The organism is Williamsia herbipolensis (assembly GCF_000964005.1).
Lineage (GTDB): Bacteria > Actinomycetota > Actinomycetes > Mycobacteriales > Mycobacteriaceae > Williamsia_A > Williamsia_A herbipolensis.
In genome coordinates this window covers 12,737-34,184 of the sequence record NZ_JXYP01000003.1, presented here as the reverse complement: position 1 = coordinate 34,184, position 21,448 = coordinate 12,737, and the positions used below count along the sequence as shown (strand labels likewise).

The following is a 21,448-nucleotide window of genomic DNA, read 5'->3' as shown; positions in this document are numbered from 1 at the left end:
GGCGGGTTCGTCAGGTTGGGGCGGGTTGGGCCGGTCGGCGGGAGTTCACCGGTGCGCGACCTGCCGTCCGCCTAAGAATGGCGCAGCGGAGAGACACACCACACCCATCGCCGCCTGACCGCGCTTCGCGGAACGCCGAAGAGCCGAGGGGATCAGGCGCCCATCCACGCGATGATCTCTGCGGCGATCTGCTCGCCGCGATCCTCCTGGAGGAAGTGCGCGGCGCCGGTGATGGTGACCTGTTCTCCCGCCGTGGGGATGAGGTCGGTGAACACCTGGCCCGACCGCGGGTGCGGGAACACGGGATCGCTGTCGGAGAACGCCAGCAGCACCGGCTTCTGCCAGCGGCTGAGGTCATCCGAGACCCGTGTGAGGACGTCGGCGCCGACCGATTCGGCATCGACGGGCACGATCAGCGGGAACTGCGCGGCGCCGGCTTTCGACTCGACGGTCGGGAACGGCGCGTCATAGGCCGCGATCACCTCGGGCGGCACGTCGGTGGCGGTCGCGCCGGAGATGATCGCGCCTACCGGCAGATCCGGGGTGCGCTCGGCGAAGTCGCGCCACGCCAGGAACCCCTTGCTGACCTTGCCGGTGAACAGGCCGGTGTTCATGATGACCAGTCGCGCGACACGGTCGGGGTGTTCGGCCGCCCAGCGCAGGCCGATGGGCCCGCCCCAGTCCTGCACGACGACGGTCGCGTTGTCGACACCGAGTTCGTCGAGCACGTGGTCGGCGACGGCGGAATGCCGGTCGTAGGTGTACCACTGCCGGTCGGTGGGCTTGTCGGAACGTCCGAAACCGATGTGGTCGTAGGCGATCACGCGGTGGCCGGCGTCGACCAGCGGGCCGATCATCGTGCGGTAGAGGTAGCTCCACGTCGGTTCGCCGTGGAACAGCACGATCGGATCGCCCGCGCCCTCGTCGACGTAGTGGACACGCATTCCCTCCCACTCCAGATACCGGGGCTCGTGGTCCCAGCCGGGAAGATTCTCGAAGCGATCGTCAGGGGTGCGGAAGACGTCCATCCGTCGATCATGAACCGGTGGCGCACCGTTCGACGACGAAGTCGCGAAACCGTGCGGACGGGAGCGGCAGGGCGCGGTCACGCTGCCAGATCAGCCCGATCTCGCGAGTGGTCTGCGATCCCGACAGTGGGATGAGCGACACGGTCTCCGGGGTGTGCGCACCGTCCTCGATGGGGAGCACCGCAACCCCGAGACCGGCACCGACGAGACCGGCCATGGTGCCCAGCTCGGTCGACTCGAAGGTGATGTCGGGTCGGAAGTCATTGGCAGCGCACAGCTCGTCGAGGATGCGGCGCATACCGAACCCGGGTGCCATCGCGATGAACGGGTCGGAGGCGACCTCGTCGAACGCGACCTCCGAGCGGGCCGCGAACCGATGGTCCACCGGCACGGCGAGTCCGAGGCGCTGGTGCATCAGCGGCGCCCAGGCGACCTCGGTGCTACGCGGGCGGGGCGAGACGACGGCGAGATCGGCCTCCCCGGACAGGACTCGGCCGACGACCGTCTCGGCGGCGTCCTGGCTGAGGGTGAACGACACATGGGCGTCGCGCCGGAACGCCCCTATCCATTCGGGCACCAACCGCACACCGAACGAATGCAGGAACGACAGGTGGATCGTGCCCTCGACCGGGTCGATCATGTCCGCGATCTGATGGCGCGCGGCCTCCATCTCGGCCCGGGCCCGACGGCAGTGCGTCAGATAGACGCGGCCACGGTCGTTCAACGTGAGCCGCTTGCCACGTCGGTCGAACAGGGTCGCCCCGACCTCGCGTTCGAGTCGCGCCAACGCCCGCGAGAGCGTCGGCTGCGACACGTGGAGTCGCTGCGCGGCGACGCTGACGTTCTCGGTCTCCGCGAGATCGACGAACCATTCGAAATCCGACTGCACGCCGATCAGGCTATATGCGTGCGACGCATGAGAGATGTCGAAACGATTCATTTCCTTTTCGATGGACCACGTGGAAATCTCAGGTGAATGAGTTCAGCAGTGCGCACGCCCAGCCCAGCTGTGACGGACCTCGACGGCCATCCCGCCGGATCGCGAGAGTTCCGCAAGGCGACGCTGGCGCTGTTCGCGGCCGGCATGGCCGCGTTCATGGCGATGTACCACGTGCAGGCGATGCTTCCGGTCTTCTCCGACCACTTCGGGGTCTCGCCGACGACGTCGGCGCTCACGGTGTCGCTCACCACCGGGCTGCTCGCACTCACCATCATCCCCGCGAGTGTGCTGTCTGAGCGGTACGGACGCGTGCGCGTGATGGTGATCTCGGCGGTCGCGGCTTCTGTGCTGGGACTGGTGTTGCCGTGGTCACCGAACATCGAGATCCTGCTCGCCGGACGCGCTCTCGTCGGTGTCCTGTGCGCCGGTGTCCCCGCCGTTGCGATGGCCTACCTGGCCGAGGAGATCGACGGCCCGTCACTCGGAAAAGCCATGGGATACTACGTCTCCGGCACCACGATCGGTGGCCTCACCGGGCGTCTCGTGCCGGGTTTGGCCGCCGATGTCGTCGACTGGCGGTGGGCGCTCGAGATCGCCTGCCTGGTGTCGCTCGGCTTCGCGATCGTGTTCATCCGGCTGGTCCCCCCGTCGCGGAACTTCGTGCCGCAGCGGGTCACCGCGCGGATCGTGGTGGGCAACCTCGCCGGGCATCTTCGTGATGTGCCCATGCTGTGCCTGTTCGGTCTCGCGTTCGTCCTCATGGGTGGCTTCGTCACCGTCTACAACTTCCTCGCCTACCGACTCCTGGATTCGCCGTTCTCGTTGCCGCAGAGCATCGTCAGCCTGGTGTTCGTCATGTACCTCGCCGGTACGTTCTCGTCGAGCTACGCGGGCCGCATGTCCGACCGGCACGGACGAGGACGGGTCCTGTGGATCTCGATCGCCGTGATGGTGGCGGGTCTCGTGATCACCGTGCCCGACTGGCTGCCGAGCACCCTCGTCGGGATCTTCTTCTTCACCGCGGGGTTCTTCGGAGCCCACTCCGTCGCCAGCAGTTGGGTCGGAGCCCGGGCGAGCGATCACCGCGCCGAGGCCTCGTCGCTGTACCTGTTCGGGTACTACCTGGGTAGCTCGGTCGCCGGCGCGCTCGGCGGCCTGGCCTTCACCGCCGCCGGATGGGTCGGTGTTGTCGGCTATGTGGGCGTTCTGATGGTGATCGGTGTCGTGCTGGCCGGGGTCGTCCTCATCCGTACGGCGCACGAGAAGGCCGCCGTCACCGCCTGACACGATGGGCGCCATGACACCACGCGAGACGATCGTCATCACCGGCGCCAGCGATGGGATCGGGGCCGCCGCCGCGCGTGCACTCGCCCCGGACCACGACGTCGTACTCGTCGGCCGATCACCGGAGAAGACCGCGGCGGTGGCGCGCGAGTTGGGCGTCCCCCATCACGTCGCCGACTTCGCCGAGCTGGCCCAGGTGCGCGACCTCGCGGCGACCCTGCTGGCTGAGTACCCACGGATCGACGTGCTGGCCAACAACGCGGGCGGCATCATGGGTGATCGCCAAGTGACCGTCGACGGGTTCGAGAAGACCTTCCAGGTCAACCATCTCGCACAGTTCCTGTTGACCGACCTGCTCATCGACCGTCTCACCGAGAGCAACGCACGCGTGATCCAGTCGGCGAGTGTCGCGGCCAAGCAATGGGGTCGACTCGACCTCGACGACCTCCAGAACGAGAAGGGGTACTCGCCCGAGAAGGCCTACGGCGACGCCAAACTGGCGAACATCCTGTTCACCCGTGAGCTGCAGAAGCGATACGGCGACCGCGGGATTACGGCAGCCTCGTTCCATCCCGGTATCGTCGGCACCAACTTCGCCAGCGACACCACCCACGTCATGCGATTCGCCTACCACACGCCCGTGATCAAGAACCTCGTCACGATCTCGCCGAGCAAGGGCGCCGACACGCTCGTGTGGCTGGCCACCTCGACACCCGGTTCCGACTGGGAGCCCGGTGGCTACTTCGCCAAACGCAAGCCCGCCACCTCGAGCCGTCAGAGCACGGACATGGCACTGGCCGAACGCCTCTGGGACATCAGCGCCGAACTCGTCGGCCGCTGACCGATGGTGCATCTCGATCACCGGCTGATCGCGGTGACTTCCAGCGTCATCGCCATCGCCCTGGTGACGGGTGGCGTCCTCACCGCGCCCACATCGCAGGGCGACGTATTCGGCTTCTCGGCATCGCTGCCGAGTTTCCCGGTCGAATCCAGTCCCACGGCCATCGCGATCGGCGGACTGCTGGCGTTGCTCGTGGCGGCTTTACCGAAACGGGTCGGCGTCACACTCGTCGGGATGGGAGCGGGCGCTGTCGTTCTCGTCGTCGCCGCGCTTCTCGACACCCAGCCCGTGGTAGCGACCATCGGGGCCGGCGCAGCACTCGGCGGCGCGGTTGCTCTCGCGTCGACGATCGGGCGGCGGACTGTTCTCGCCGCCGCCGTCGCGGGTTTCGCCGCCGGTGGCTACGCGGTACCCGCACTGGCCCGCATACGCCGTCGGGAGCCGTCGACGCCGCGCCGCTACGCCGACTACATCCCGTCCGACGGTCCGTACACTCGCTTCGCCGGTGACCCGGTCCTCGTCATCGGTGCGGCTGTGGTAGTCGCTGCGGTGATCGTTCTGGTGGTGCTGCACCGGCGCCGGTTCGCCGAGGCGATCGAGCGACCTCCACTGTCGTCGGTGGGCATCGCAGCCGCGACCACGGTCGGCGGCGCACTCGTGTTCTGGTGGTTCCTGCGCTGGATCAGTTCCACGACGCAGCAGTCGACCGGACTGAACACATTCCTCGGCGGTTACGTTCTCACCGTGGCGGCCGTCGTGATCGCGCTGGTGACCCCGGGTCGGCGCGGTGCGATCTGGCTCGCCGCCGTCGCCGTGGTGGCCGCGCACGGCGCCGACGGTATAACGACGAGCGGGGCGTCGATGGCCCTGATCATCACCGCGCTCATCGGAATCGGCGCCGCGGCAGCAGTTGTTCTCTCTCGTGAGCCGCAATCGAAACGGGCGCCTCTGCTCGTCGTGGGTGGGTTGACGGCGCTCACGGTGCTCACCGCGACACAGTTCCTCGACGGTGATCTCTCCGCGGCGGTACCGGTGCTGGGCGGCGCGTTCGTGGTCCCCGCCGTGGCGGGGTTCGTCCTGGTCGCCGCGGTTCACGGAGCCACACCGCCTGACGGTGCGATCGTGATCGGCGCTCTGGTGGCGCTGCCACTGCTGACCCGCACCACCGGCGCCACCGTGGGGTGGACGGCCTACACGCCACTCACCGACGCCGACGGACTCGACGGTTTCGGTGGGCTGAGCTATTCGGCCGCCACAGCCACCGGGACCGTCAGCGCCGTCGTCACGACTGCGGTCTGCAGTGCCGCTGCTCTGATCCTTCTGCGCCGCTCGCCCGCGACAGCCGACTGAGAGCCTGAGCGCTCAGTGGTCGCTCTCGACCACCGCACCGCTGTCGATGTTGCGTGCGCTGGTGGAGCGGCCGAGGGCCGCGACCTCGGCGTCCATCTTCGGGATGACCGTGGGAGCCTGTGCGAGAGAGGACTTCTCGCCGATCGGCGAGGTGATCACGTTGCGCAGCCATCCGATGGCACCGACCCATCCGGGGACGAACACGCGGCGCTTGCGCTTCTCGAGTCCGGCGACGAACGCGTCGACACATTTGTCGACGGTGGTGGTCTTGCTCAGCGGGCCGGGCAGCGCGTCGAGCATCTCGGCGAAAGCGGTGAGGTCCTTCTTCGCGTCCTGCACGAGCGGGGTGTCGATCCACGACATGTGCGCCGAACCGACATCGACGCCGAGATGTTTGACCTCGAGACGCAGCGCGCTGGCGAAGTTCTCGGCACCGGCCTTGCTCGCGTTGTAGGCGGCGAGGCCGGGCGCGGGGGTGAACGCAGCGAGCGAGGACACCACGAGGATGTATCCCTTGCGTTCGATCACCGAGGGCAGCGCCGCACGCACGGTGTGGAAGACACCGGTGATGTTGATGTCGACGACTCGGCGGAACGCGATCGGATCGGTGTTCAGCACCGACCCGTAACTGGCGATCCCGGCGTTCGCGAGGACCATGTCGATCCCCCCGAAGGCCTCGATGCCGGCGGCGACGGCGCGTTCCATGGCCGCCAGATCGGTGACATCGGCGACGACGGTGACCGCGGACGATCCCAGTTCCTCACCGATCAACCCCAGTGGTCCCTCATCGAGATCGGTGAGGACGACCTTTGCGCCCTTCCCGACCAACGCTCGGGCGGTCTCGCATCCGATCCCGCGAGCACCACCGGTGATGAGGACGACCTTGCCCCGCACAGACGACATCGACTTCTCCTACCCCGACCCGACATCTTCGCGTCGTGGGCGGTTCCAACCTAGCGGTCGATGCCGGGGCCGGCGAAGGGTTGCGCGACGAATCGGATGCCGTCGGGCGCCTCGAGGCTGAACCCCGACCCGCGGCCGGCGGCGACACCGAGCACGATGTCGGCGTCGTGCCACAGTTCGTGGCGCTCGGGCGACACCCACACCTGGGTCGGGGGCAGCGGACTGGGGAGTGCGATCTCGCCGACCACCACGTCACGTAGGCCGACGCGGAACTCGCGCACCGGGTGACACATGGGGTCCGACCCGGCGCAGGTCCCGCCGGCCTCGTGGATGAGGAGCTGACCGTGGACCTCGGTGAGGGCGGTGAGCACCTCGACGGCGGCGCCGGTCGCCAGCACGAGGTCGTGCGAGACAACGGGCAGGTCATCGACGGTCATCGCTCCATCGTGAGCCGCTGCGACGCGACGCGCGACCCCGGGACGCAGACCGCCCCGGTCGTCTTGGTCACAGACGAACCGGGGCGGCGGTGCAGGTCACGCGGGTGAACCCGCTTCACTCAGGTCGCGAACTCGGCTCCCCGCCGCGGCGGGCATGCGTCGAGCCAGGTGTTCTCGGCCTCGTTGAAGACCCGCGAGCGAGCCAGGAACCGCACTCCCTCGGGTGCCTCGAGGCTGAACCCGGCGCCTCGGCCGGGCACCACGTCGAGGATCAGCTGGGTGTGCTTCCACACCTCGTACTGATCGCCCTGGATCCAGACCCGCACCGCGGGAATGGGTTCGGCCAGGTCGATCTCGCCGAGCAGCACATCGCGCTGCCCGACGCGGAACTCGTTGGCCGGGTAGCACATCGGCGCCGAGCCGTCGCAGCATCCACCGGACTGGTGGATCATGAGGCCGCCGTGGAGCTCCGACAACTTGGTCAGGAGCTCCACGGCGGAGTCAGTGGCGACGACCCTGTCGGTAGCAGCAGTCATCACGGTCTCTTTCGTAGTGCAGGTGGCGCGAGCGGATCAGAAGAAGCCCTTCGCTCCCTGGGCGTAGCCGACGAGCAGGTTCTTCGTCTGCTGGTAGTGCTCGAGCATCATCAGGTGGTTCTCGCGCCCGATGCCCGACGCCTTGTAGCCGCCGAAGGCCGCGTGTGCCGGGTAGTCGTGGTAGGTGTTCGTCCACACACGACCGGCCTGGATCTCGCGACCCGCGCGGTAGGCGGTGGCACCATCACGCGACCAGACGCCCGCGCCGAGCCCGTAGAGGGTGTCGTTGGCGATCGACATGGCCTCGGCGTAGTCGGAGAACGTCGCGACCGAGAGCACGGGTCCGAAGATCTCCTCCTGGAAGATGCGCATCTTGTTGTTGCCCGCGAACACCGTCGGCTTCACGTAGTAACCGCCGGCGAGATCACCGTCGAGCTTGAGCGGCTCACCGCCGGTGAGCACCTTCGCGCCCTCTTCCTGACCGATGCTCAGGTACGAGACGATCTTCTCGAACTGATCGTTGGAGGCCTGGGCACCCATCATGGTGTCGGTGTCGAGCGGGTTGCCCTGCTTGATCTTCTCGACGCGGGTGACGGCGAGATCGATGAACTCGTCGTAGATCGACTCCTGGATGAGCGCGCGGCTCGGGCAGGTGCACACCTCGCCCTGGTTGAGCGCGAACATCGTGAAGCCCTCGAGCGCGCGATCGCGGAACCCGTCGTCGGAGGCCATCACGTCGGCGAAGAAGATGTTCGGGCTCTTGCCGCCGAGCTCGAGGGTCACCGGGATGATGTTCTCCGAGGCGTACTGCATGATCAGGCGGCCGGTCGTGGTCTCACCGGTGAACGCGATCTTGCGGATGCGGTTGCTCGACGCGAGCGGTTTGCCCGCCTCCACGCCGAAACCGTTGACGATGTTGACGACACCGTCGGGCAGCAGGTCGCCGATGATCGACATGAGGAACAGGATCGACGCAGGGGTCTGCTCGGCCGGCTTGAGTACGACGGCGTTGCCCGCGGCGAGTGCCGGGGCGAGCTTCCAGACCGCCATGAGGATCGGGAAGTTCCACGGGATGATCTGGCCGACGACGCCGAGCGGCTCGTGGAAGTGGTAGGCGACGGTGTCCTCGTCGACCTGCGACAGCGAACCCTCCTGCGCACGAAGCGCTCCCGCGAAGTAGCGGAAGTGGTCGACGGCGAGCGGGATGTCGGCGGCGAGCGTCTCACGGACGGCCTTGCCGTTGTCCCACGACTCGGCGACGGCGATCTTCTCGAGGTTCGCCTCGATGCGGTCGGCGATCTTCAGCAGCACCAGCGAGCGCTCGGCGACCGACGTCTTGCCCCACGCGGGGGCGGCCGCGTGGGCGGCGTCGAGGGCGAGGTCGATGTCCTCGGCGGTCGAGCGGGCGACCTCGCAGAACGTCTTGCCGTTGACCGGCGACGGGTTCTCGAAGTACTGACCCTTCACCGGCGGCGTCCACTTGCCACCGATCCAGTTGTCGTAGCGCGACTCGAAGTTCATCACCGCGCCGTCGGTTCCGGGGTTGGCGAACACTGCCATGTCTGGACCTCCCTGTCCTGACCCGCGCATCCTGGGACGACAGCTGTCGTCATCACTGCACGGGGTACTTGTGATGTGCACCACAAACGCTACGCCGACCGACGTTGCAAGCCCGTTGCATCGTGGGAGCGGATGAGTAGCGTGAGGGACATGACGAACTCCACCGTGACCTCAGTCGACATCGGCCCGAAGATCGTCGCCCGCCAGGTGCAGGTCAATGCGCCGGCGTCGCAGATCTTCGCCCTCGTGGCCGACCCGCACCGCCATCACGAGCTCGACGGGTCGGGCACCGTGCGCGACACCGCCGTGAAGGGCCCCGACCGCCTGACCACCGGCGCCAAGTTCAGCGTCGGCATGAAGCAGTTCGGCTTTCCTTACAAGATCACCTCGAAGGCGACCGAGATCGTGCCCGACAAGGTCGTCGAGTGGCAGCACCCGATGGGCCACAAGTGGCGCTGGGAACTCGACGAGAAGACGCCCGGCGTCACCACGGTGACCGAGTCGTTCAACTACGGCACAGCCAAGCTCCCGGCCGCGCTCACGCTGACCGGCTACGACAAGAAGAACGGCGACGGCATCACCGAGACCCTCAAGCGTCTCGCCGCACGCTTCGCCTGATCGCGGGAGATCACATCCGCGCGTAGCGGGCCATGACGAAGGCGTAGACGCCGTAGGTGGCCACGCCGATGGCGGCGACGAAGAGCAGTATCTGACCGGCCGGGGCGGAGCCGAGCGCCTTCACGGCACCGTCGATGCCGGTGGCCTTCGAGGGATCTGCGCGCACCACGGCCACGCCGACGAGGATGCCCGCGATGGCCAGCACCACCCCCTTCGCGACGTAGCCGATGATCCCGGTGGTGCGGACCGCGGCGTTGTCGGCGATGGACAGGTCGTCCATGAAGTTCCCACTGATGCCTTTGTAGACGTGATAGCAGCCGACGCAGAAAACGACGACACCGACCACCACGAGCGCGAGTTTGCCTGCGCCCGAGCCCATCAACCGCGCACTGAGGCCGGCGTTCTCCTTGCTGCTCGAGGTGCCGTCGCCGAGGGCGAAACGCACCGCCGTCCACGCGAAGGCGAAGTAGATCACCGCGAGGCTCAGTGCTTTGCCGCGGTCGGCCAACCCCGACGCCCCTTTGTCGTCGGGGCCGTTGGGTTCGGTGGCGTGCACTCCGACAATGGCCTCGGCCACTCGCCAGAACGCCATCGCGAAGAACGCGGCCGCGGCTGCCCAGAGGGCGACGGTCCCGCCGGTGGTGCTCGCGACGGCCGATAGCGCGCCGGACTGGTCGGCGTTGCCGCCCGCCCCGACCGCGATGCGCACGATGACGTAGGCGATGAGGATGTGGACGATCCCGCTCGTGACGTGACCGGCACGGGCAGCGACCTCGAACCAGGCGTTGCCCGTGGCGTCGTCAGCGGCACGTACCACGCCGCCGGCACCGAACTTCCGCATCCGCTCACCCTAGAAAGTCCGACGTCACCCAGAATTCATCCCGGCGAGTCTTGACTCATTCCAGAAAAGTCGCGCATAGTGGTGGCGTGCACCCGGCGACCGATCACACGGAGATGTTGCGCGCAGCGTCCCTGCGCGTGACACGTCCGCGCGTGGCGGTCCTCGACGCGGTGGCAGCTCATCCCCACGCCGACACCGACACCGTCTTCACCTCGGTGCGGACTGTTCTGCCCGAGGTGTCGCGTCAGGCGGTCTACGACGTCCTCGGCGCCCTCACGCGCGCCGGACTGGTGCGCCGCATCGAGCCCGCCGGCTCGGTCGCCCGGTACGAATCACGCGTCGGCGACAACCACCACCACGTCGTGTGCCGCTCGTGCGGTGCCATCGCCGACGTCGACTGCGCCGTCGGCGAGGCGCCGTGTCTCACCGCATCGACCAGCAACGGCTTCGAGATCGACGAAGCCGAGGTCATCTACTGGGGCCACTGCCCCCAGTGCACCATCGAACGCCGGGCGCGAACTCAGCACTGATCGCGAACGGCGTCTGCTCTACAGCCAGTTGTCAATCACCGGAAGGAATCTCGTGACCGAAGCCCACGAAACCCGCGAAAAAGAGATGAACGAGGAGCAGCCCGCCGACCACGCGTCGGGCGGATGCCCGGTGGTGCACGGCAACGCCGCACCGGTGGAGGGTGGCAACACCAACCGCGGATGGTGGCCCAACGCCCTCAACCTCGGCATCCTGCAGAAGAACCCGGCCGTCGCCAACCCGCTGGGTGAGGATTTCGACTACGCGAAGGCGTTCAGCGGCCTCGATCTCGCCGCGGTGAAGTCCGACATCACCGAGGTGCTCACCGACTCGAAGGACTGGTGGCCCGCCGACTGGGGCAACTACGGCCCGTTCTTCATCCGCATGGCCTGGCACTCGGCCGGCACCTACCGCGTCCACGACGGTCGCGGCGGCGCGGGCGCCGGCATGCAGCGCTTCGCCCCGCTCAACAGCTGGCCCGACAACGCCAGCCTCGACAAGGCCCGTCGTCTGCTGTGGCCCGTGAAGCAGAAGTACGGCAAGAGCCTGTCGTGGGCCGACCTGATCGTCCTCACCGGCAACGTCGCGCTGGAGTCGATGGGACTCAAGACCTTCGGTTTCGCCGGTGGTCGCGAGGATCGCTGGGAGCCCGAGGAGGACGTCTACTGGGGTCCCGAGCAGACCTGGCTCGGCGATGAGCGCTACAGCGGTGACCGCGAGCTCGAGACGCCGCTGGGCGCCGTGCAGATGGGCCTCATCTACGTCAATCCCGAAGGCCCCAACGGCAACCCGGATCCGCAGCTGTCGGCCAACGACATCCGCGAGACCTTCGGCCGCATGGCCATGAACGACCGTGAGACCGCCGCCTTGGTCGTCGGCGGCCACACGTTCGGCAAGGTGCACGGCGCGGGCGATCCCGAGAAGTACATCGGACCCGAGCCCGAGGGCGCACCGCTGGAGCAGATGGGTCTGGGCTGGAAGAACAGCTTCGGAACCGGCAACGCCGAGTACACGATCACCAGCGGCATCGAGGGCGCCTGGACGGCGACCCCCACCCAGTGGGACAACTCCTACCTCGAGACGCTGTACGGCTACGAGTGGGAGGTCCACAAGGGCCCCGGCGGCGCCTACCAGTGGCGTCCGCAGGACGGTGCCGCCACCGATCTCGTCCCCGACGCCCACGTCGAGGGAAAGAAGAACCCGCCCATGATGCTCACCAGCGACATGGCGATGCGCGTCGATCCGATCTACGAGGAGATCACCCGCGGCTGGCTCGCCGACCCCTCGTCGCTCGCCGACGAGTTCGCGCGCGCCTGGTTCAAGCTGCTCCACCGCGACATGGGACCCGTGGTCCGCTACCTCGGACCCGAGGTGCCCAGCGAAGAACTGCTGTGGCAGGACCCGATCCCCGCGGTCACCGGTGACCTCATCGGCGGCGAGGACATCGCAGCGCTCAAGGCGACGATCCTCGAGTCGGGCCTCACCGTCTCGCAGCTGATCAAGACCTCGTGGGCGGCGGCGTCGTCGTTCCGCGGCAGCGACAAGCGCGGTGGCGCCAACGGTGGCCGCATCCGCCTGCAGCCGCAGGCCGGGTGGGAGGTGAACGAGCCCGACGAGCTGGCCCAGGTGATCCGTTCGCTCGAGTCGATCCAGGAGTCGTTCAACGGCGCCGGTGGCGCGCAGGTCTCGTTCGCCGACCTCGTGGTGCTCGGCGGCGCGGCCGCCCTGGAGAAGGCCGCGAGCAACGCCGGTGTCGAGATCACCGTGCCGTTCACCCCGGGTCGTACCGACGCCACGCAGGAGCAGACCGACGTCGAGTCGTTCTCCTACCTCGAGCCGAAGGTCGACGGGTTCCGCAACTTCCTCGGCAAGGGCGATCGCCTTCCCGCGGAGTTCGCACTGGTCGATCGGGCCAACCTGCTGACGCTGAGCGCGCCGGAGCTGACCGTGCTCGTCGGCGGTCTGCGCGTGCTGGGTGCCAACCACGGCGGCTCGAAGCTCGGCGTGTTCACCGACAAGTCGGAGACGCTGTCGAACGACTTCTTCGTCAACCTCCTCGACATGGAGACCGTGTGGGAGCCCGTCGGCGACGAGCAGGGCACCTACGTCGGCAAGGACCGCTCCAGCGGAGCGGAGAAGTACACCGGCAGCCGCAACGACCTCGTGTTCGGGTCGAACTCGCAGCTGCGTGCGGTCGCCGAGGTCTACGCCGAGAACGACTCGAAGGAGAAGTTCGTGCACGACTTCGTCGCGGCGTGGGACAAGGTCATGATGGCCGATCGCTTCGATGTGAAGGGCTGACGCTCTCAACTCCACACACCACGACACCCCGTCGACCCTCACCGGTCGGCGGGGTGTCGTCGTGTCACGACTTCTCGTGCAGCGTCACGTGATAGCCGTCGGGATCGGCGAAGGTGACGGTGCGGCCGAACGGCCCGTCGAACGGTGCGGTGACGATCGGATGGCCGTCGGCGTCGAGGGCGTCGTGGATGGCCTGCACATCGGTGGCGTGCATCCACAGCGCCATCCCGATGCCGGGCTGAGGCACCGACTCCAGATCGGTGCCCGCGACGACCTCGCGCAAGGCGAAGGCGATCGGCTTCGTCGTGAACACCACCGCGTGCGGCGGTCCGGCCGGAGACCGGACCAGGCCGAGGTACTTCTCGTAGAACGCCTGCGACACAGCGAGATCGCGGGCCTGCAGGGAGACGAAATCGGGTCCGGTGACGGGCATGGGGTTCTCCTTCGGTCTGTGTCAGGTTCCTGACACAGAAGAAGCTATGTCAGAATACTGACATGAGTCAAGGGGGCATCGATCTCGAGTCGTCAATGGGGTATCTGCTCAAGGAGGCGTCGAGTGCGCTGCGGACGGCGATGGAGTCCGCGCTCCGCCCACTGGGGCTGACGGTCACGCAGTACTCCTGCCTCGAACTCCTCGCCCAGCGGCCCGGGCTGTCGACGGCCGCGCTGGCGCGGGGAACGTTCGTCACGCGGCAGTCGATGAACGTGCTGGTGCAGGCGCTGGAGCGAGACGGGTTCGTGCGACGCCCCGATCAGGCGCCCGTCGGCAAGGTGTTGCCGACCGAGCTCACCCCACGGGGCCGTCGGAGCCTCGAGAAGGCGACCGTCGCCGTCCGATCGGTCGAGAAGGCCATGCTCGACGGCGTCGCCGACCGCGACCAGGCCACCGCCTTCGGTGTGCTGCGCCGCGTCGTCACCAACCTGGGTGAGGATCCCGACACTCGGTGATCAGCGGATGCGAGGAGCTCCGAGCACGACGTCGCGGTAGGTGATGACGTTGCCGCGGTAAGCCCGATCGGGGAACAACCGGCGCAGGGGCTCGCTCCCCGTGGTCGACACGGTCACGGTGGTCTCGGCGGTGGTGATGTCGAAGTCCGGGATGTCGAGGGCGCCGGTGCGGGCACGTGACCCGTCGGCGAACACCTGCTCCATGCCGCTGAGCGCCGGGACGATCACCGACGACAGGATGGGCCACCCGAGCGCCTTCGGGACCGCGAGGGCGCGGGCCGGCGCGGCGTCACCGATGCTCACCCCCACCGACCAGCCGTCGCCGGAGGCGGTGAACTCACTGCGGGCTGCCGGGTCGCCGGAGAACTCGGCGAGGACCTTGGGCAGCGCCCAGTTCTCGCGCCCCCCGCGCATGGTGGCCGCCGAGTCGACGGGCAGGAACGGGATGTGCCCGAACACGCCGCCCGGGCGTGCGTAGACGATGACGCCGCCGAGCTCGTTGTAGGTGCCGACCGGCGTGTAGCTGTAGCGCACGCCGAACCCGACACGGAGCAGCGGGACCGCGAAGCGGGCCAGGGACGGCGGGAGGAGGTCGCGGTCGGAGCGACGCGCTTTCGCCGACCAGAACACCCCGCTGCCGGCGATGGACCAGGGTGCGGGGCTGCCCATGTCGGGCAGCGCGTCGTTCATGGCGGGTGTGGCGACACCCTCGGGGATGGTCGACGCCAGGCCTCGCCAGCGCGACTCGCTCGATGCGATGGGGTTCGCGACCACGTCGTCACTTCCTTCCGACGGCGTGACGCCCACGCCGATATGGAACAAACTAACAGAAACGTTCCATTGAGCGGGAGGAGTCGACGGGACTCAGTTCGCCGCCACCGGTGGCACCGGGGAGCGTCGGGGGGTCATGCCCGGGGCGACGACCGCGGCGAGGACCGCGATCGCGGCGAGCGTCCACCATGCGTGTGTGAACGAGGTGTGGGCCGCGGCGTACCCGATCGGTGTCCCGATGACGGCGACGATGATGCTGACGCCGAGCGCCGTGCCGATCTGCCGACTCATGTTGACCACGGCACTGCCGGTCGCTGCCTGTGCGGGCGGGAGGTCGGCGGTCGCCGACGACAGGATCGAGGGCAGGGCGAGACCGATGCCGCTGCCGCCGATGAGCAGACTGGGCAGCATGTCGCCCACATAGTCCGGTGTCTGACCCACCGATGCGGCCAGCAGCAACGCGCCGCCCGCCATGAGCGCGCAGCCGACACCGACGATGACGCCGATCGGTACCCGACGGGTGGCCAGCTGGTGCCCGACAACGGTGAACAGCGGGACCATCAACGGCCCGGGCACCACCGCGAAGCCGGTGCGGATCGCCGAGTAGCCCCAGACCTGTTGCATCCACAGGATGTTCACCAGCAGCGAGGCCGCGAACGGGATGGAGAACAGGACCGCGGTCGCGTTGGCGAAGGAGAAGGCGCGGACCCGCAACAGCGCCGCGTCGATCACCGGGGACCGGTGGCGGGCGGAGCTGACGACGAACAGGCCCAGCGTGATCGCCGAGACGATCCATGCGGTCAGGGTGCGTGGGTCGGCCCAGCCCCAGTCGGGGCCCTCGACCAGTCCCAGGGTGAGCGCACCGATCGACACGGCGAGGAGCGCGGCTCCGAGCATGTCGGGGAACGGGGTCGGCGAATCGTCACGCGAGCGATCGACGACGATGACCGCCCCCACGAAGGCGATGATCCCGACCGGGATGTTCACGAGGAAGATCCAGCGCCAGGACGCCTCGACCAGCATGCCGCCCAACGCCGGACCGAGGGCCGCGGCCAGCGCGCCGGTGGCCGCCCAGATGCGGACCGCCCGGGCACGGTTGGCCGGGGTGGCCGCCGCGATCACCAGGCCCAGGCTCGAGGGCGTGAGGATCGCCGCGCCGACGGCCTGCACCACGCGCGCGGCGACCAACCACCAGACACCGTCGCTCGCCGCGCACGCGGCACTGGCCACGGTGAACAGCGCGAGGCCGAACAGGAAGCTCTCCCTGCGGCCGAATCGATCCGCGAGACGCCCGGCCGGGACCAGCAGCGCGGCGTAGACGATGGTGTACGCGTTGAGGATCCACGACAGCTGCGACAGCGGGATCGACTGCGTCGGATCCGATCCCGCGAAGTCGCGGCCGATGTCGTCGAAGGCGACGTTGACGATGAACACGTCGAGGCTGGCCATGAACGCGGCCAACGAGAGGACGAACAGAACGATGCCGGGACGGCGGATGGCGGTCGTCTCCGACGCAGCAACTCTGGTGTTGACCATAGTGATCAACCTAAGCCCTGACTACACCAGGGTCAATTCAGACACGGTCCGATCAGGTGCGGCGCCCGCGCCGCAGTCGCAGGGCGTCGAGATCCACCTCGTCGCCGGCTGACGTACGGACCGACACACCGACCCGCTCCCCCGCCGCATCCACGACCTCGACCGGCGGGCCCTGCGGTTGGAGGTGACGGTCGCCCCACTCCATCATCGCCAGCACCACCGGGAGCAGATCGCGTCCCTTGTCGGTGAGGACGTACTCGTGACGCGGACGCGATCCCGGCTCCTGATAGGGGCGCTTGGCAAAGATCCCGTCGGACACGAGTTGCTTGAGTCGGGTGGCCGCGGCGGCATCGGTCACGCCGACGCGCTGGGCGAAGTCGGCGAACCGCGTGGTGCCGTAGAACGCCTCACGCAGGAACAACATGGCGGTACGCGATCCGACGACCTCGAGTGCCTTGGCCACCGAACACTCGTCGGCCGTCCACCGACTGCGATCAGCGAGTACCCCGTCGAGATTCATTGCCATGACCCACATCCTACGCTGGCTCTATCCCGATCTGGCCAGAGTCGACGGAGCGGTCTCAGCTGTTGAGGCCGAAGCGTCTGTCCAACAGGGCAACTCGCCCCAACGCCTGCGCATGACCGGGATCGCTCGGACCGATCGCCGACGCGAGTGCCTGCCAGGCCTCGGCGTCGTCACGCCCGTGCACAGAATCGGTCCACGCCTGCAGCGCACGTCGTTCGTGTCCGCGCATCACCGCCGAACGGATGTCGGCGGTGATCTCCTCGAACAGTTCCACCACGCCGGGAGCGTGGGACTGGGCGAGCAGCCCGCCCCGGCCCAGTTCGTCGATCGCGCCGACCACATCGCCGTGGCGGACCCGCTCGGTCATGCGGTGCACGTCGGAGTCGATGTGCACACCCAGCCGATACGGGCGCGACAACACGACCTCGGCGCCGAGATCGCGTCGCAGCCTGGATATCTCGGCGCGCACGGTCACCGCGTCGACGCCGGTGTCGGACAGTTTCGCGGCCAGCTCCTCGGTACCCAGACCGTGGGGATGGTGGGCGAGCAGCAACAGGATCTCGGCGTGACGCGGGCTCAGGCGATGGGTGCGGCCGTCGAGGACCACCCGCAGGCCCGCGACATCGGTCACCGACAACCGCGCGCCGGAGGTGTCCTCCGACCCGGCGATCTGGCCGAGATCGACTCCGCCGTACCGCATCTGCATCTCGATCGCGGCGACCACCGACCGGACGGTCGACATCGCGAACGGTGCCGCGACCTGTCGTCCACCGGTGATGTCGAGAACACCGATGACGTGCCCGGTCACCGGGTCGTGCACGGGCGCCGCTGCACAGCTCCACTCCTGCACCGGTTCGGCGAAGTGCTCGCGGCCCACGATCTGCACCCCGCGATCGACCGCAAGGGCCAGACCGGGGGCGTTCGTGCCCACGGTCTCCTCCGACCAGATCGCCCCCTCGACGAAGTCGATGGCGGCGGCGCGGTCGCGGGCGGCGCGGTCCCCCTCGAGCCACAGCAGGCGCCCGACCTCGTCGGTGAGAGCGACCACCACCCCCGCGCCGCCGATGTCGTCGAGCATCAGCGAACGGACCAGCGGACGCATCGCGGTCATCGGGTGCGCGGCCCGGTAGGTGTCGAAGTCCGCCGACGTCATGTCGGCGACGGTGGACCCGGCCGGGTCGACACCGCGCCGCAGGGACCGCATCCAGGAGTCGCGGACCACCGAACGCATCGAGTCCCGCCGAGTGGATCGGTCGGCGAGGAACCGCTCGAAGGCCAGTCGGACCTGTTCCGGCTGCTCGAGCGATCGGTTGGATGTTCCCGCCACGGCCGCCATTGTGCCAGGACGAGCGGGCGATGTGTGGCGCGCACCACAGACCGCCCGGAGGTCAGACGGCTGAGCGCGCGATCAGTTCGTCCGCGGCGTCGGTCGAGACGGCGCCGACGCGTCGCATGAACCGTGCCACCCGCGGCATCACCTCGGCCTGACGGTGGATTGCGGCGTGGATCAGCCAGCGTGCCGCCTCCGACGACGACAGCGCCGGAGCCTCGGTGTACTCGTCGGTCGGGGAGATCATCGGGGTCCGGACCAGCGGGAAGAACACCGTGGTCACCGCGATCCCGGTGCCGCGCAGATCGGCGGCGATGCAGCGGCCGAACGCGGTGAGCGCGGACTTCGAGCCGGCGTAGGCGGAGAACTTGGGCATCGCCCCCATCGGGATGCCCCAGGTGGAGACGTTGATGAACTGTCCGCTGCCCCGCTCGCGCATCGCCGGGAGGAAACCGAGCGTGAGCTGCACCGGGCCGAAGTAGTTGATCGCCATGGTGCGCTGGTAGTCGTGCAGGCGGTCGGTCGAATCGAGCACGTCGCGCCGGATGGAGCGGCCCGCGTTGTTGATGACGATGTCGGGGCACCCGTGATCGGCGATCACGGCCTCGATGAGGCGGGCGATGTCCTCGGTGTCGGACAGGTCCGCGGGGAGGGGGTGGGCGAGCCCGCCGTCGGCGCGGATGCCGGCCGCCACGGTCTCGAGTTCTTCGGCCCGTCGCGCCACGAGCAACACGTTCGCACCGTGTTTGGCGAACTTGCGCGCGGCCGCCTCGCCGATACCCGACGACGATCCGGTGATGAGGACGGTCTTGCCCTCCAGCCCCTCGGCCGGAGCACGGGTGAGGTCGACGAGGTCGCGCACCGAGCGCGGTCGCTGCATCGCGGTCCGCACCACGCGGTTGGTCAACGAGGTCACTGCGTTCGTCATGGCCAAACGGTAGATCACCGCTGTTCTCGCCGCGACGGCCGGTGATCGGCACACTGGTGTGATGAAGACACTCCTCAACATCATCTGGCTGGTGCTCTGCGGGTTCTGGATGGCCATCGGCTACGTGGTGGCCGGCATCGTGTGTTGCATCCTGATCATCACCATCCCGTTCGGGATCGCCTCGTTCCGCATCGCGGGCTACGCCCTGTGGCCGTTCGGCCGCACGGTCGTGCGCGATCCGTCGGCCGGCGCCGCGTCGGCGGTGGGCAACGTGATCTGGCTGATCTTCGCGGGCATCTGGCTCGCGATCGGCCACATCGGCACCGGTATCGTGCTGTGCCTCACCATCATCGGGATCCCGCTGGGTATCGCCAACTTCAAGATGATCCCCATCTCGCTGCTGCCTCTGGGCTCCCGCATCGTCTCCACCGACGTCCGTCTCGCGCCCCCGGTCACCAACCCTGCGGTCCGGTACTGACCGATCGGCGACCGGCCCGGGTTCGCTGACCGGCGTAGCATTTAGCTATGCGTACGAACAAGGACTCCTGGACCATCACCTCCAGCGTGGGCCGTACCGCCCTGCTCGTCGCCCTCGGACGGGCACTGGAGACCCGACGCCCCGACGCGCTGATCCGAGACCGGTTCGCCGAGGCCTTCGTCCGCGCCGCGGGCGAGGACTCCCTGACGCCGGAGGCGATCGACGAGCTCGTCGACAGCGACCCGTCGGTGGCCGGCTCGGTGACCATGCTGCGCGACATGATGGCCGCGCGCACCCTGCGCATCGACACCGCCGTCGCCGACGCGACCGCATCGGGGTGCGCACAGGCCGTCATCCTCGCCTCTGGTCTCGACGCACGCGCCCATCGACTCCCGTGGGCATCCGGCACACCCGTGTTCGAGGTCGATCAGCCCGCGGTCCTGGAGTTCAAGAACGGGGTCCTCGACCAACTCGACGCGCAGACCGCCGCCCATCGGACGACCGTCGCCTGCGACCTGCGTGACGACTGGCTCGGCGCCCTGCGCGACGCAGGCTTCCGTGAGGACATCCCCACGGTGTGGCTCGCGGAGGGACTCCTCCCCTACCTGCGCGCCGAGGACCAGCAGACCCTGCTCACCACCATCGGATCCGCCGCGCCCTCGGGCAGCGTGCTGATCCTCGACGTCCCCCGTGAACCGTTCGAACCCGACCACGCCGACTTCGACGCCTCTGCCTTCGGCGTCACGATGGACGAGTTGTTCTTCGACATCGGCCAGTTCGCCACACAGGACTGGCTCGACGGTCACGGTTGGGCGACGACCTCGGACTCCCTGGTGTCCCTGCTGTCGGAGTACGGCCGGCCCGCGCCCGAGGGTTCGCCGTGGACCCGCATGCAGCAGTCGCTCGATCTGGTTGTGGCGCATCGCCGCTGAGGTGAAGCCACCGAGGGAGTTGTCACGCGCCGTTCACCCGGACGATCACCGGGTGTCATCGGTGACGACCACACTCTTGTGCATGCTAACGACCTCTTCGCGCACCTCACACCGCCGCGTAACCACACGCCTGGCCACCACGCTCGCCGGTCTCGCCACCGCCGGCGCCATCGCCTTCGCGACACCTGCCACCGCCGATGCCGCCATCTCGAACTGCTACCTCGCCAAACTGCCGGTGCAGGCCTCGCAGACGGTGGACCTCATCCACTCCGGCGGTCCGTTCCCCTACCCCAACAACGACGGGGTCGTGTTCTCCAACCGCGAGGGTGTGCTGCCCGCGCAGTCGTCGAGCTACTACCACGAGTACACGGTGCCCACCCCCGGTGCGTCGACCCGGGGAGCTCGTCGGATCGTCACCGGCGGAACGCCGCTCACCTCCCCGCCGCACTACTACTACACCGGTGACCACTACGGCTCGTTCTGCGAGATAGTGGACGCATGACCGATGCCCCCGCCCGTTCCTCGGACCCGGTGCGCTACGAGATCGACGGCAGCGCGATGACGTCACCCGAGGACTTCTACACCGAGATCGGGCGGGCGGTGAACGGTCCCGGCGGCTACTTCGGTGCGAACCTCGATGCGTTGGCCGATTGTCTCCGTGGGGGTTTCGGCACCCCGGACGACCGGCCCTTCGAATTCGAGTGGAGTCACAGCGCCACTGCCCGTGAGCACCTGTCGACGCAGATGCGGGGCGACCGTTCGGTCTTCGACCACATCATCGAGGTGTTCGCCGACTGCGGCGTGCCGCTGCGGCTGAGCTGACGACGACCCG

The 21,448-nt window shown here is 68.3% G+C and carries 24 protein-coding genes; 11 read left to right on the top strand and 13 right to left on the bottom strand.

Annotation, left to right across the window (positions count from 1 at the left end):
* Positions 1 to 152: 152 nt before the first annotated feature.
* Together TU34_RS00765 and TU34_RS00760 are read right to left on the bottom strand one after the other, a co-directional pair.
* Positions 153 to 1,028: a haloalkane dehalogenase gene (locus TU34_RS00765; protein ID WP_045820933.1), complete on the bottom strand. Its 876-nt coding sequence runs from the start codon at positions 1,026 to 1,028 to the stop codon at positions 153 to 155.
* 7 nt (positions 1,029 to 1,035) lie between these two features.
* On the bottom strand, positions 1,036 to 1,917 hold the full coding sequence (locus TU34_RS00760) for a LysR family transcriptional regulator (RefSeq protein ID WP_238981113.1): 882 nt from the start codon (positions 1,915 to 1,917) through the stop codon (positions 1,036 to 1,038).
* 87 nt (positions 1,918 to 2,004) lie between these two features.
* Here TU34_RS00760 and TU34_RS00755 point away from each other — a divergent pair, with 87 nt between their 5' ends.
* From TU34_RS00755 to TU34_RS00745, 3 genes are read left to right on the top strand one after another with little or no spacing between them, the layout of a single operon-like run.
* Positions 2,005 to 3,252 carry an MFS transporter gene (locus TU34_RS00755; protein WP_045820931.1) on the top strand — a complete coding sequence of 416 codons (1,248 nt, stop codon included), beginning with the start codon at positions 2,005 to 2,007 and terminating at the stop codon, positions 3,250 to 3,252.
* A gap of 13 nt (positions 3,253 to 3,265) precedes the next feature.
* Positions 3,266 to 4,093, top strand: coding sequence for an SDR family NAD(P)-dependent oxidoreductase (locus tag TU34_RS00750; protein ID WP_045820992.1), 828 nt, complete (start codon positions 3,266 to 3,268; stop codon positions 4,091 to 4,093).
* A gap of 33 nt (positions 4,094 to 4,126) precedes the next feature.
* Positions 4,127 to 5,443, top strand: coding sequence for a hypothetical protein (locus tag TU34_RS00745; protein WP_150116315.1), 1,317 nt, complete (start codon positions 4,127 to 4,129; stop codon positions 5,441 to 5,443).
* 12 nt (positions 5,444 to 5,455) lie between these two features.
* Here TU34_RS00745 and TU34_RS00740 read toward each other — a convergent pair whose 3' ends face one another.
* The 4 genes from TU34_RS00740 to exaC form a co-directional block, all read right to left on the bottom strand.
* Complete coding sequence (locus TU34_RS00740) at positions 5,456 to 6,346, bottom strand: SDR family oxidoreductase (protein ID WP_045820929.1); 891 nt, start codon at positions 6,344 to 6,346, stop codon at positions 5,456 to 5,458.
* A gap of 50 nt (positions 6,347 to 6,396) precedes the next feature.
* Positions 6,397 to 6,783 (bottom strand): DUF779 domain-containing protein, encoded by a 387-nt coding sequence (locus TU34_RS00735; RefSeq protein WP_045820928.1) that lies wholly within the window; start codon positions 6,781 to 6,783, stop codon positions 6,397 to 6,399.
* A gap of 119 nt (positions 6,784 to 6,902) precedes the next feature.
* Positions 6,903 to 7,319, bottom strand: coding sequence for a DUF779 domain-containing protein (locus TU34_RS00730; RefSeq protein ID WP_045820927.1), 417 nt, complete (start codon positions 7,317 to 7,319; stop codon positions 6,903 to 6,905).
* Between the two features lie 36 nt (positions 7,320 to 7,355).
* Positions 7,356 to 8,879, bottom strand: coding sequence for an acetaldehyde dehydrogenase ExaC (exaC, locus tag TU34_RS00725; protein ID WP_045820926.1), 1,524 nt, complete (start codon positions 8,877 to 8,879; stop codon positions 7,356 to 7,358).
* A 150-nt stretch (positions 8,880 to 9,029) separates the two neighbouring features.
* Here exaC and TU34_RS00720 point away from each other — a divergent pair, with 150 nt between their 5' ends.
* Complete coding sequence (locus TU34_RS00720; RefSeq protein ID WP_045820925.1) at positions 9,030 to 9,497, top strand: SRPBCC family protein; 468 nt, start codon at positions 9,030 to 9,032, stop codon at positions 9,495 to 9,497.
* A gap of 10 nt (positions 9,498 to 9,507) precedes the next feature.
* Here TU34_RS00720 and TU34_RS00715 read toward each other — a convergent pair whose 3' ends face one another.
* Entirely contained in the window at positions 9,508 to 10,338 is an 831-nt protein-coding gene (locus TU34_RS00715) for a DUF1206 domain-containing protein (RefSeq protein ID WP_045820924.1), read from the bottom strand.
* Between the two features lie 113 nt (positions 10,339 to 10,451).
* Between TU34_RS00715 and TU34_RS00710 the strand changes: the two genes are divergently transcribed.
* Together TU34_RS00710 and katG are read left to right on the top strand one after the other, a co-directional pair.
* The gene (locus tag TU34_RS00710) at positions 10,452 to 10,868 is read left to right on the top strand and encodes a Fur family transcriptional regulator (protein ID WP_045820991.1); all 417 of its coding nucleotides are present in this window, start codon (positions 10,452 to 10,454) and stop codon (positions 10,866 to 10,868) included.
* A gap of 85 nt (positions 10,869 to 10,953) precedes the next feature.
* Positions 10,954 to 13,167 carry a catalase/peroxidase HPI gene (gene katG / locus TU34_RS00705; protein WP_045820923.1) on the top strand — a complete coding sequence of 738 codons (2,214 nt, stop codon included), beginning with the start codon at positions 10,954 to 10,956 and terminating at the stop codon, positions 13,165 to 13,167.
* A gap of 64 nt (positions 13,168 to 13,231) precedes the next feature.
* Here katG and TU34_RS00700 read toward each other — a convergent pair whose 3' ends face one another.
* Positions 13,232 to 13,600: a VOC family protein gene (locus TU34_RS00700; RefSeq protein ID WP_045820922.1), complete on the bottom strand. Its 369-nt coding sequence runs from the start codon at positions 13,598 to 13,600 to the stop codon at positions 13,232 to 13,234.
* A gap of 62 nt (positions 13,601 to 13,662) precedes the next feature.
* Here TU34_RS00700 and TU34_RS00695 point away from each other — a divergent pair, with 62 nt between their 5' ends.
* On the top strand, positions 13,663 to 14,115 hold the full coding sequence (locus TU34_RS00695) for a MarR family winged helix-turn-helix transcriptional regulator (RefSeq protein ID WP_045820921.1): 453 nt from the start codon (positions 13,663 to 13,665) through the stop codon (positions 14,113 to 14,115).
* Here the strand turns inward: TU34_RS00695 and TU34_RS22120 are convergent, their stop codons facing one another.
* From TU34_RS22120 to TU34_RS00670, 5 genes are all read right to left on the bottom strand, one after another.
* Positions 14,116 to 14,889 (bottom strand): acetoacetate decarboxylase family protein, encoded by a 774-nt coding sequence (locus tag TU34_RS22120; protein ID WP_203225387.1) that lies wholly within the window; start codon positions 14,887 to 14,889, stop codon positions 14,116 to 14,118.
* A 90-nt stretch (positions 14,890 to 14,979) separates the two neighbouring features.
* A complete protein-coding gene (locus TU34_RS00685; RefSeq protein ID WP_045820920.1) occupies positions 14,980 to 16,422 on the bottom strand; it encodes an MFS transporter in 1,443 nt (480 codons plus the stop codon).
* A 52-nt stretch (positions 16,423 to 16,474) separates the two neighbouring features.
* Positions 16,475 to 16,948 (bottom strand): winged helix-turn-helix transcriptional regulator, encoded by a 474-nt coding sequence (locus TU34_RS00680; RefSeq protein ID WP_082079732.1) that lies wholly within the window; start codon positions 16,946 to 16,948, stop codon positions 16,475 to 16,477.
* Between the two features lie 55 nt (positions 16,949 to 17,003).
* Complete coding sequence (locus tag TU34_RS00675) at positions 17,004 to 18,284, bottom strand: GAF domain-containing protein (protein WP_045820918.1); 1,281 nt, start codon at positions 18,282 to 18,284, stop codon at positions 17,004 to 17,006.
* A 52-nt stretch (positions 18,285 to 18,336) separates the two neighbouring features.
* Positions 18,337 to 19,206, bottom strand: coding sequence for an SDR family NAD(P)-dependent oxidoreductase (locus TU34_RS00670; RefSeq protein WP_045820989.1), 870 nt, complete (start codon positions 19,204 to 19,206; stop codon positions 18,337 to 18,339).
* Between the two features lie 61 nt (positions 19,207 to 19,267).
* Between TU34_RS00670 and TU34_RS00665 the strand changes: the two genes are divergently transcribed.
* From TU34_RS00665 to TU34_RS00650, 4 genes are all read left to right on the top strand, one after another.
* Positions 19,268 to 19,684 (top strand): YccF domain-containing protein, encoded by a 417-nt coding sequence (locus TU34_RS00665; protein WP_045820917.1) that lies wholly within the window; start codon positions 19,268 to 19,270, stop codon positions 19,682 to 19,684.
* 47 nt (positions 19,685 to 19,731) lie between these two features.
* A complete protein-coding gene (locus TU34_RS00660; protein WP_045820916.1) occupies positions 19,732 to 20,616 on the top strand; it encodes an SAM-dependent methyltransferase in 885 nt (294 codons plus the stop codon).
* A gap of 82 nt (positions 20,617 to 20,698) precedes the next feature.
* Entirely contained in the window at positions 20,699 to 21,118 is a 420-nt protein-coding gene (locus TU34_RS00655; protein WP_082079730.1) for a guanyl-specific ribonuclease, read from the top strand.
* Positions 21,115 to 21,438, top strand: coding sequence for a barstar family protein (locus TU34_RS00650; protein ID WP_045820915.1), 324 nt, complete (start codon positions 21,115 to 21,117; stop codon positions 21,436 to 21,438). The genes TU34_RS00655 and TU34_RS00650 overlap by 4 nt, the downstream gene beginning before the upstream one ends.
* Positions 21,439 to 21,448: the final 10 nt, after the last annotated feature.

Bases quoted from the DNA above. Each gene is read 5' to 3' on its own strand.
- TU34_RS00720 (WP_045820925.1), top strand. From the start codon at position 9,030: ATGACGAACTCCACCGTGACCTCAGTCGACATCGGCCCGAAGATCGTC.
- TU34_RS00755 (WP_045820931.1), top strand. From the start codon at position 2,005: ATGAGTTCAGCAGTGCGCACGCCCAGCCCAGCTGTGACGGACCTCGAC.
- exaC (WP_045820926.1), bottom strand. From the start codon at position 8,879: ATGGCAGTGTTCGCCAACCCCGGAACCGACGGCGCGGTGATGAACTTC.
- TU34_RS00655 (WP_082079730.1), top strand. From the start codon at position 20,699: ATGCTAACGACCTCTTCGCGCACCTCACACCGCCGCGTAACCACACGC.
- TU34_RS00710 (WP_045820991.1), top strand. From the start codon at position 10,452: ATGTTGCGCGCAGCGTCCCTGCGCGTGACACGTCCGCGCGTGGCGGTC.
- TU34_RS00715 (WP_045820924.1), bottom strand. From the start codon at position 10,338: ATGCGGAAGTTCGGTGCCGGCGGCGTGGTACGTGCCGCTGACGACGCC.
- TU34_RS00665 (WP_045820917.1), top strand. From the start codon at position 19,268: ATGAAGACACTCCTCAACATCATCTGGCTGGTGCTCTGCGGGTTCTGG.
- TU34_RS00765 (WP_045820933.1), bottom strand. From the start codon at position 1,028: ATGGACGTCTTCCGCACCCCTGACGATCGCTTCGAGAATCTTCCCGGC.
- TU34_RS00695 (WP_045820921.1), top strand. From the start codon at position 13,663: ATGAGTCAAGGGGGCATCGATCTCGAGTCGTCAATGGGGTATCTGCTC.
- TU34_RS00730 (WP_045820927.1), bottom strand. From the start codon at position 7,319: ATGACTGCTGCTACCGACAGGGTCGTCGCCACTGACTCCGCCGTGGAG.
- TU34_RS00685 (WP_045820920.1), bottom strand. From the start codon at position 16,422: ATGGTCAACACCAGAGTTGCTGCGTCGGAGACGACCGCCATCCGCCGT.
- TU34_RS00740 (WP_045820929.1), bottom strand. From the start codon at position 6,346: ATGTCGTCTGTGCGGGGCAAGGTCGTCCTCATCACCGGTGGTGCTCGC.
- TU34_RS00675 (WP_045820918.1), bottom strand. From the start codon at position 18,284: ATGGCGGCCGTGGCGGGAACATCCAACCGATCGCTCGAGCAGCCGGAA.
- TU34_RS00750 (WP_045820992.1), top strand. From the start codon at position 3,266: ATGACACCACGCGAGACGATCGTCATCACCGGCGCCAGCGATGGGATC.
- TU34_RS00735 (WP_045820928.1), bottom strand. From the start codon at position 6,783: ATGACCGTCGATGACCTGCCCGTTGTCTCGCACGACCTCGTGCTGGCG.
- katG (WP_045820923.1), top strand. From the start codon at position 10,954: ATGAACGAGGAGCAGCCCGCCGACCACGCGTCGGGCGGATGCCCGGTG.
- TU34_RS00700 (WP_045820922.1), bottom strand. From the start codon at position 13,600: ATGCCCGTCACCGGACCCGATTTCGTCTCCCTGCAGGCCCGCGATCTC.
- TU34_RS00680 (WP_082079732.1), bottom strand. From the start codon at position 16,948: ATGGCAATGAATCTCGACGGGGTACTCGCTGATCGCAGTCGGTGGACG.
- TU34_RS00670 (WP_045820989.1), bottom strand. From the start codon at position 19,206: ATGACGAACGCAGTGACCTCGTTGACCAACCGCGTGGTGCGGACCGCG.
- TU34_RS00660 (WP_045820916.1), top strand. From the start codon at position 19,732: ATGCGTACGAACAAGGACTCCTGGACCATCACCTCCAGCGTGGGCCGT.
- TU34_RS00650 (WP_045820915.1), top strand. From the start codon at position 21,115: ATGACCGATGCCCCCGCCCGTTCCTCGGACCCGGTGCGCTACGAGATC.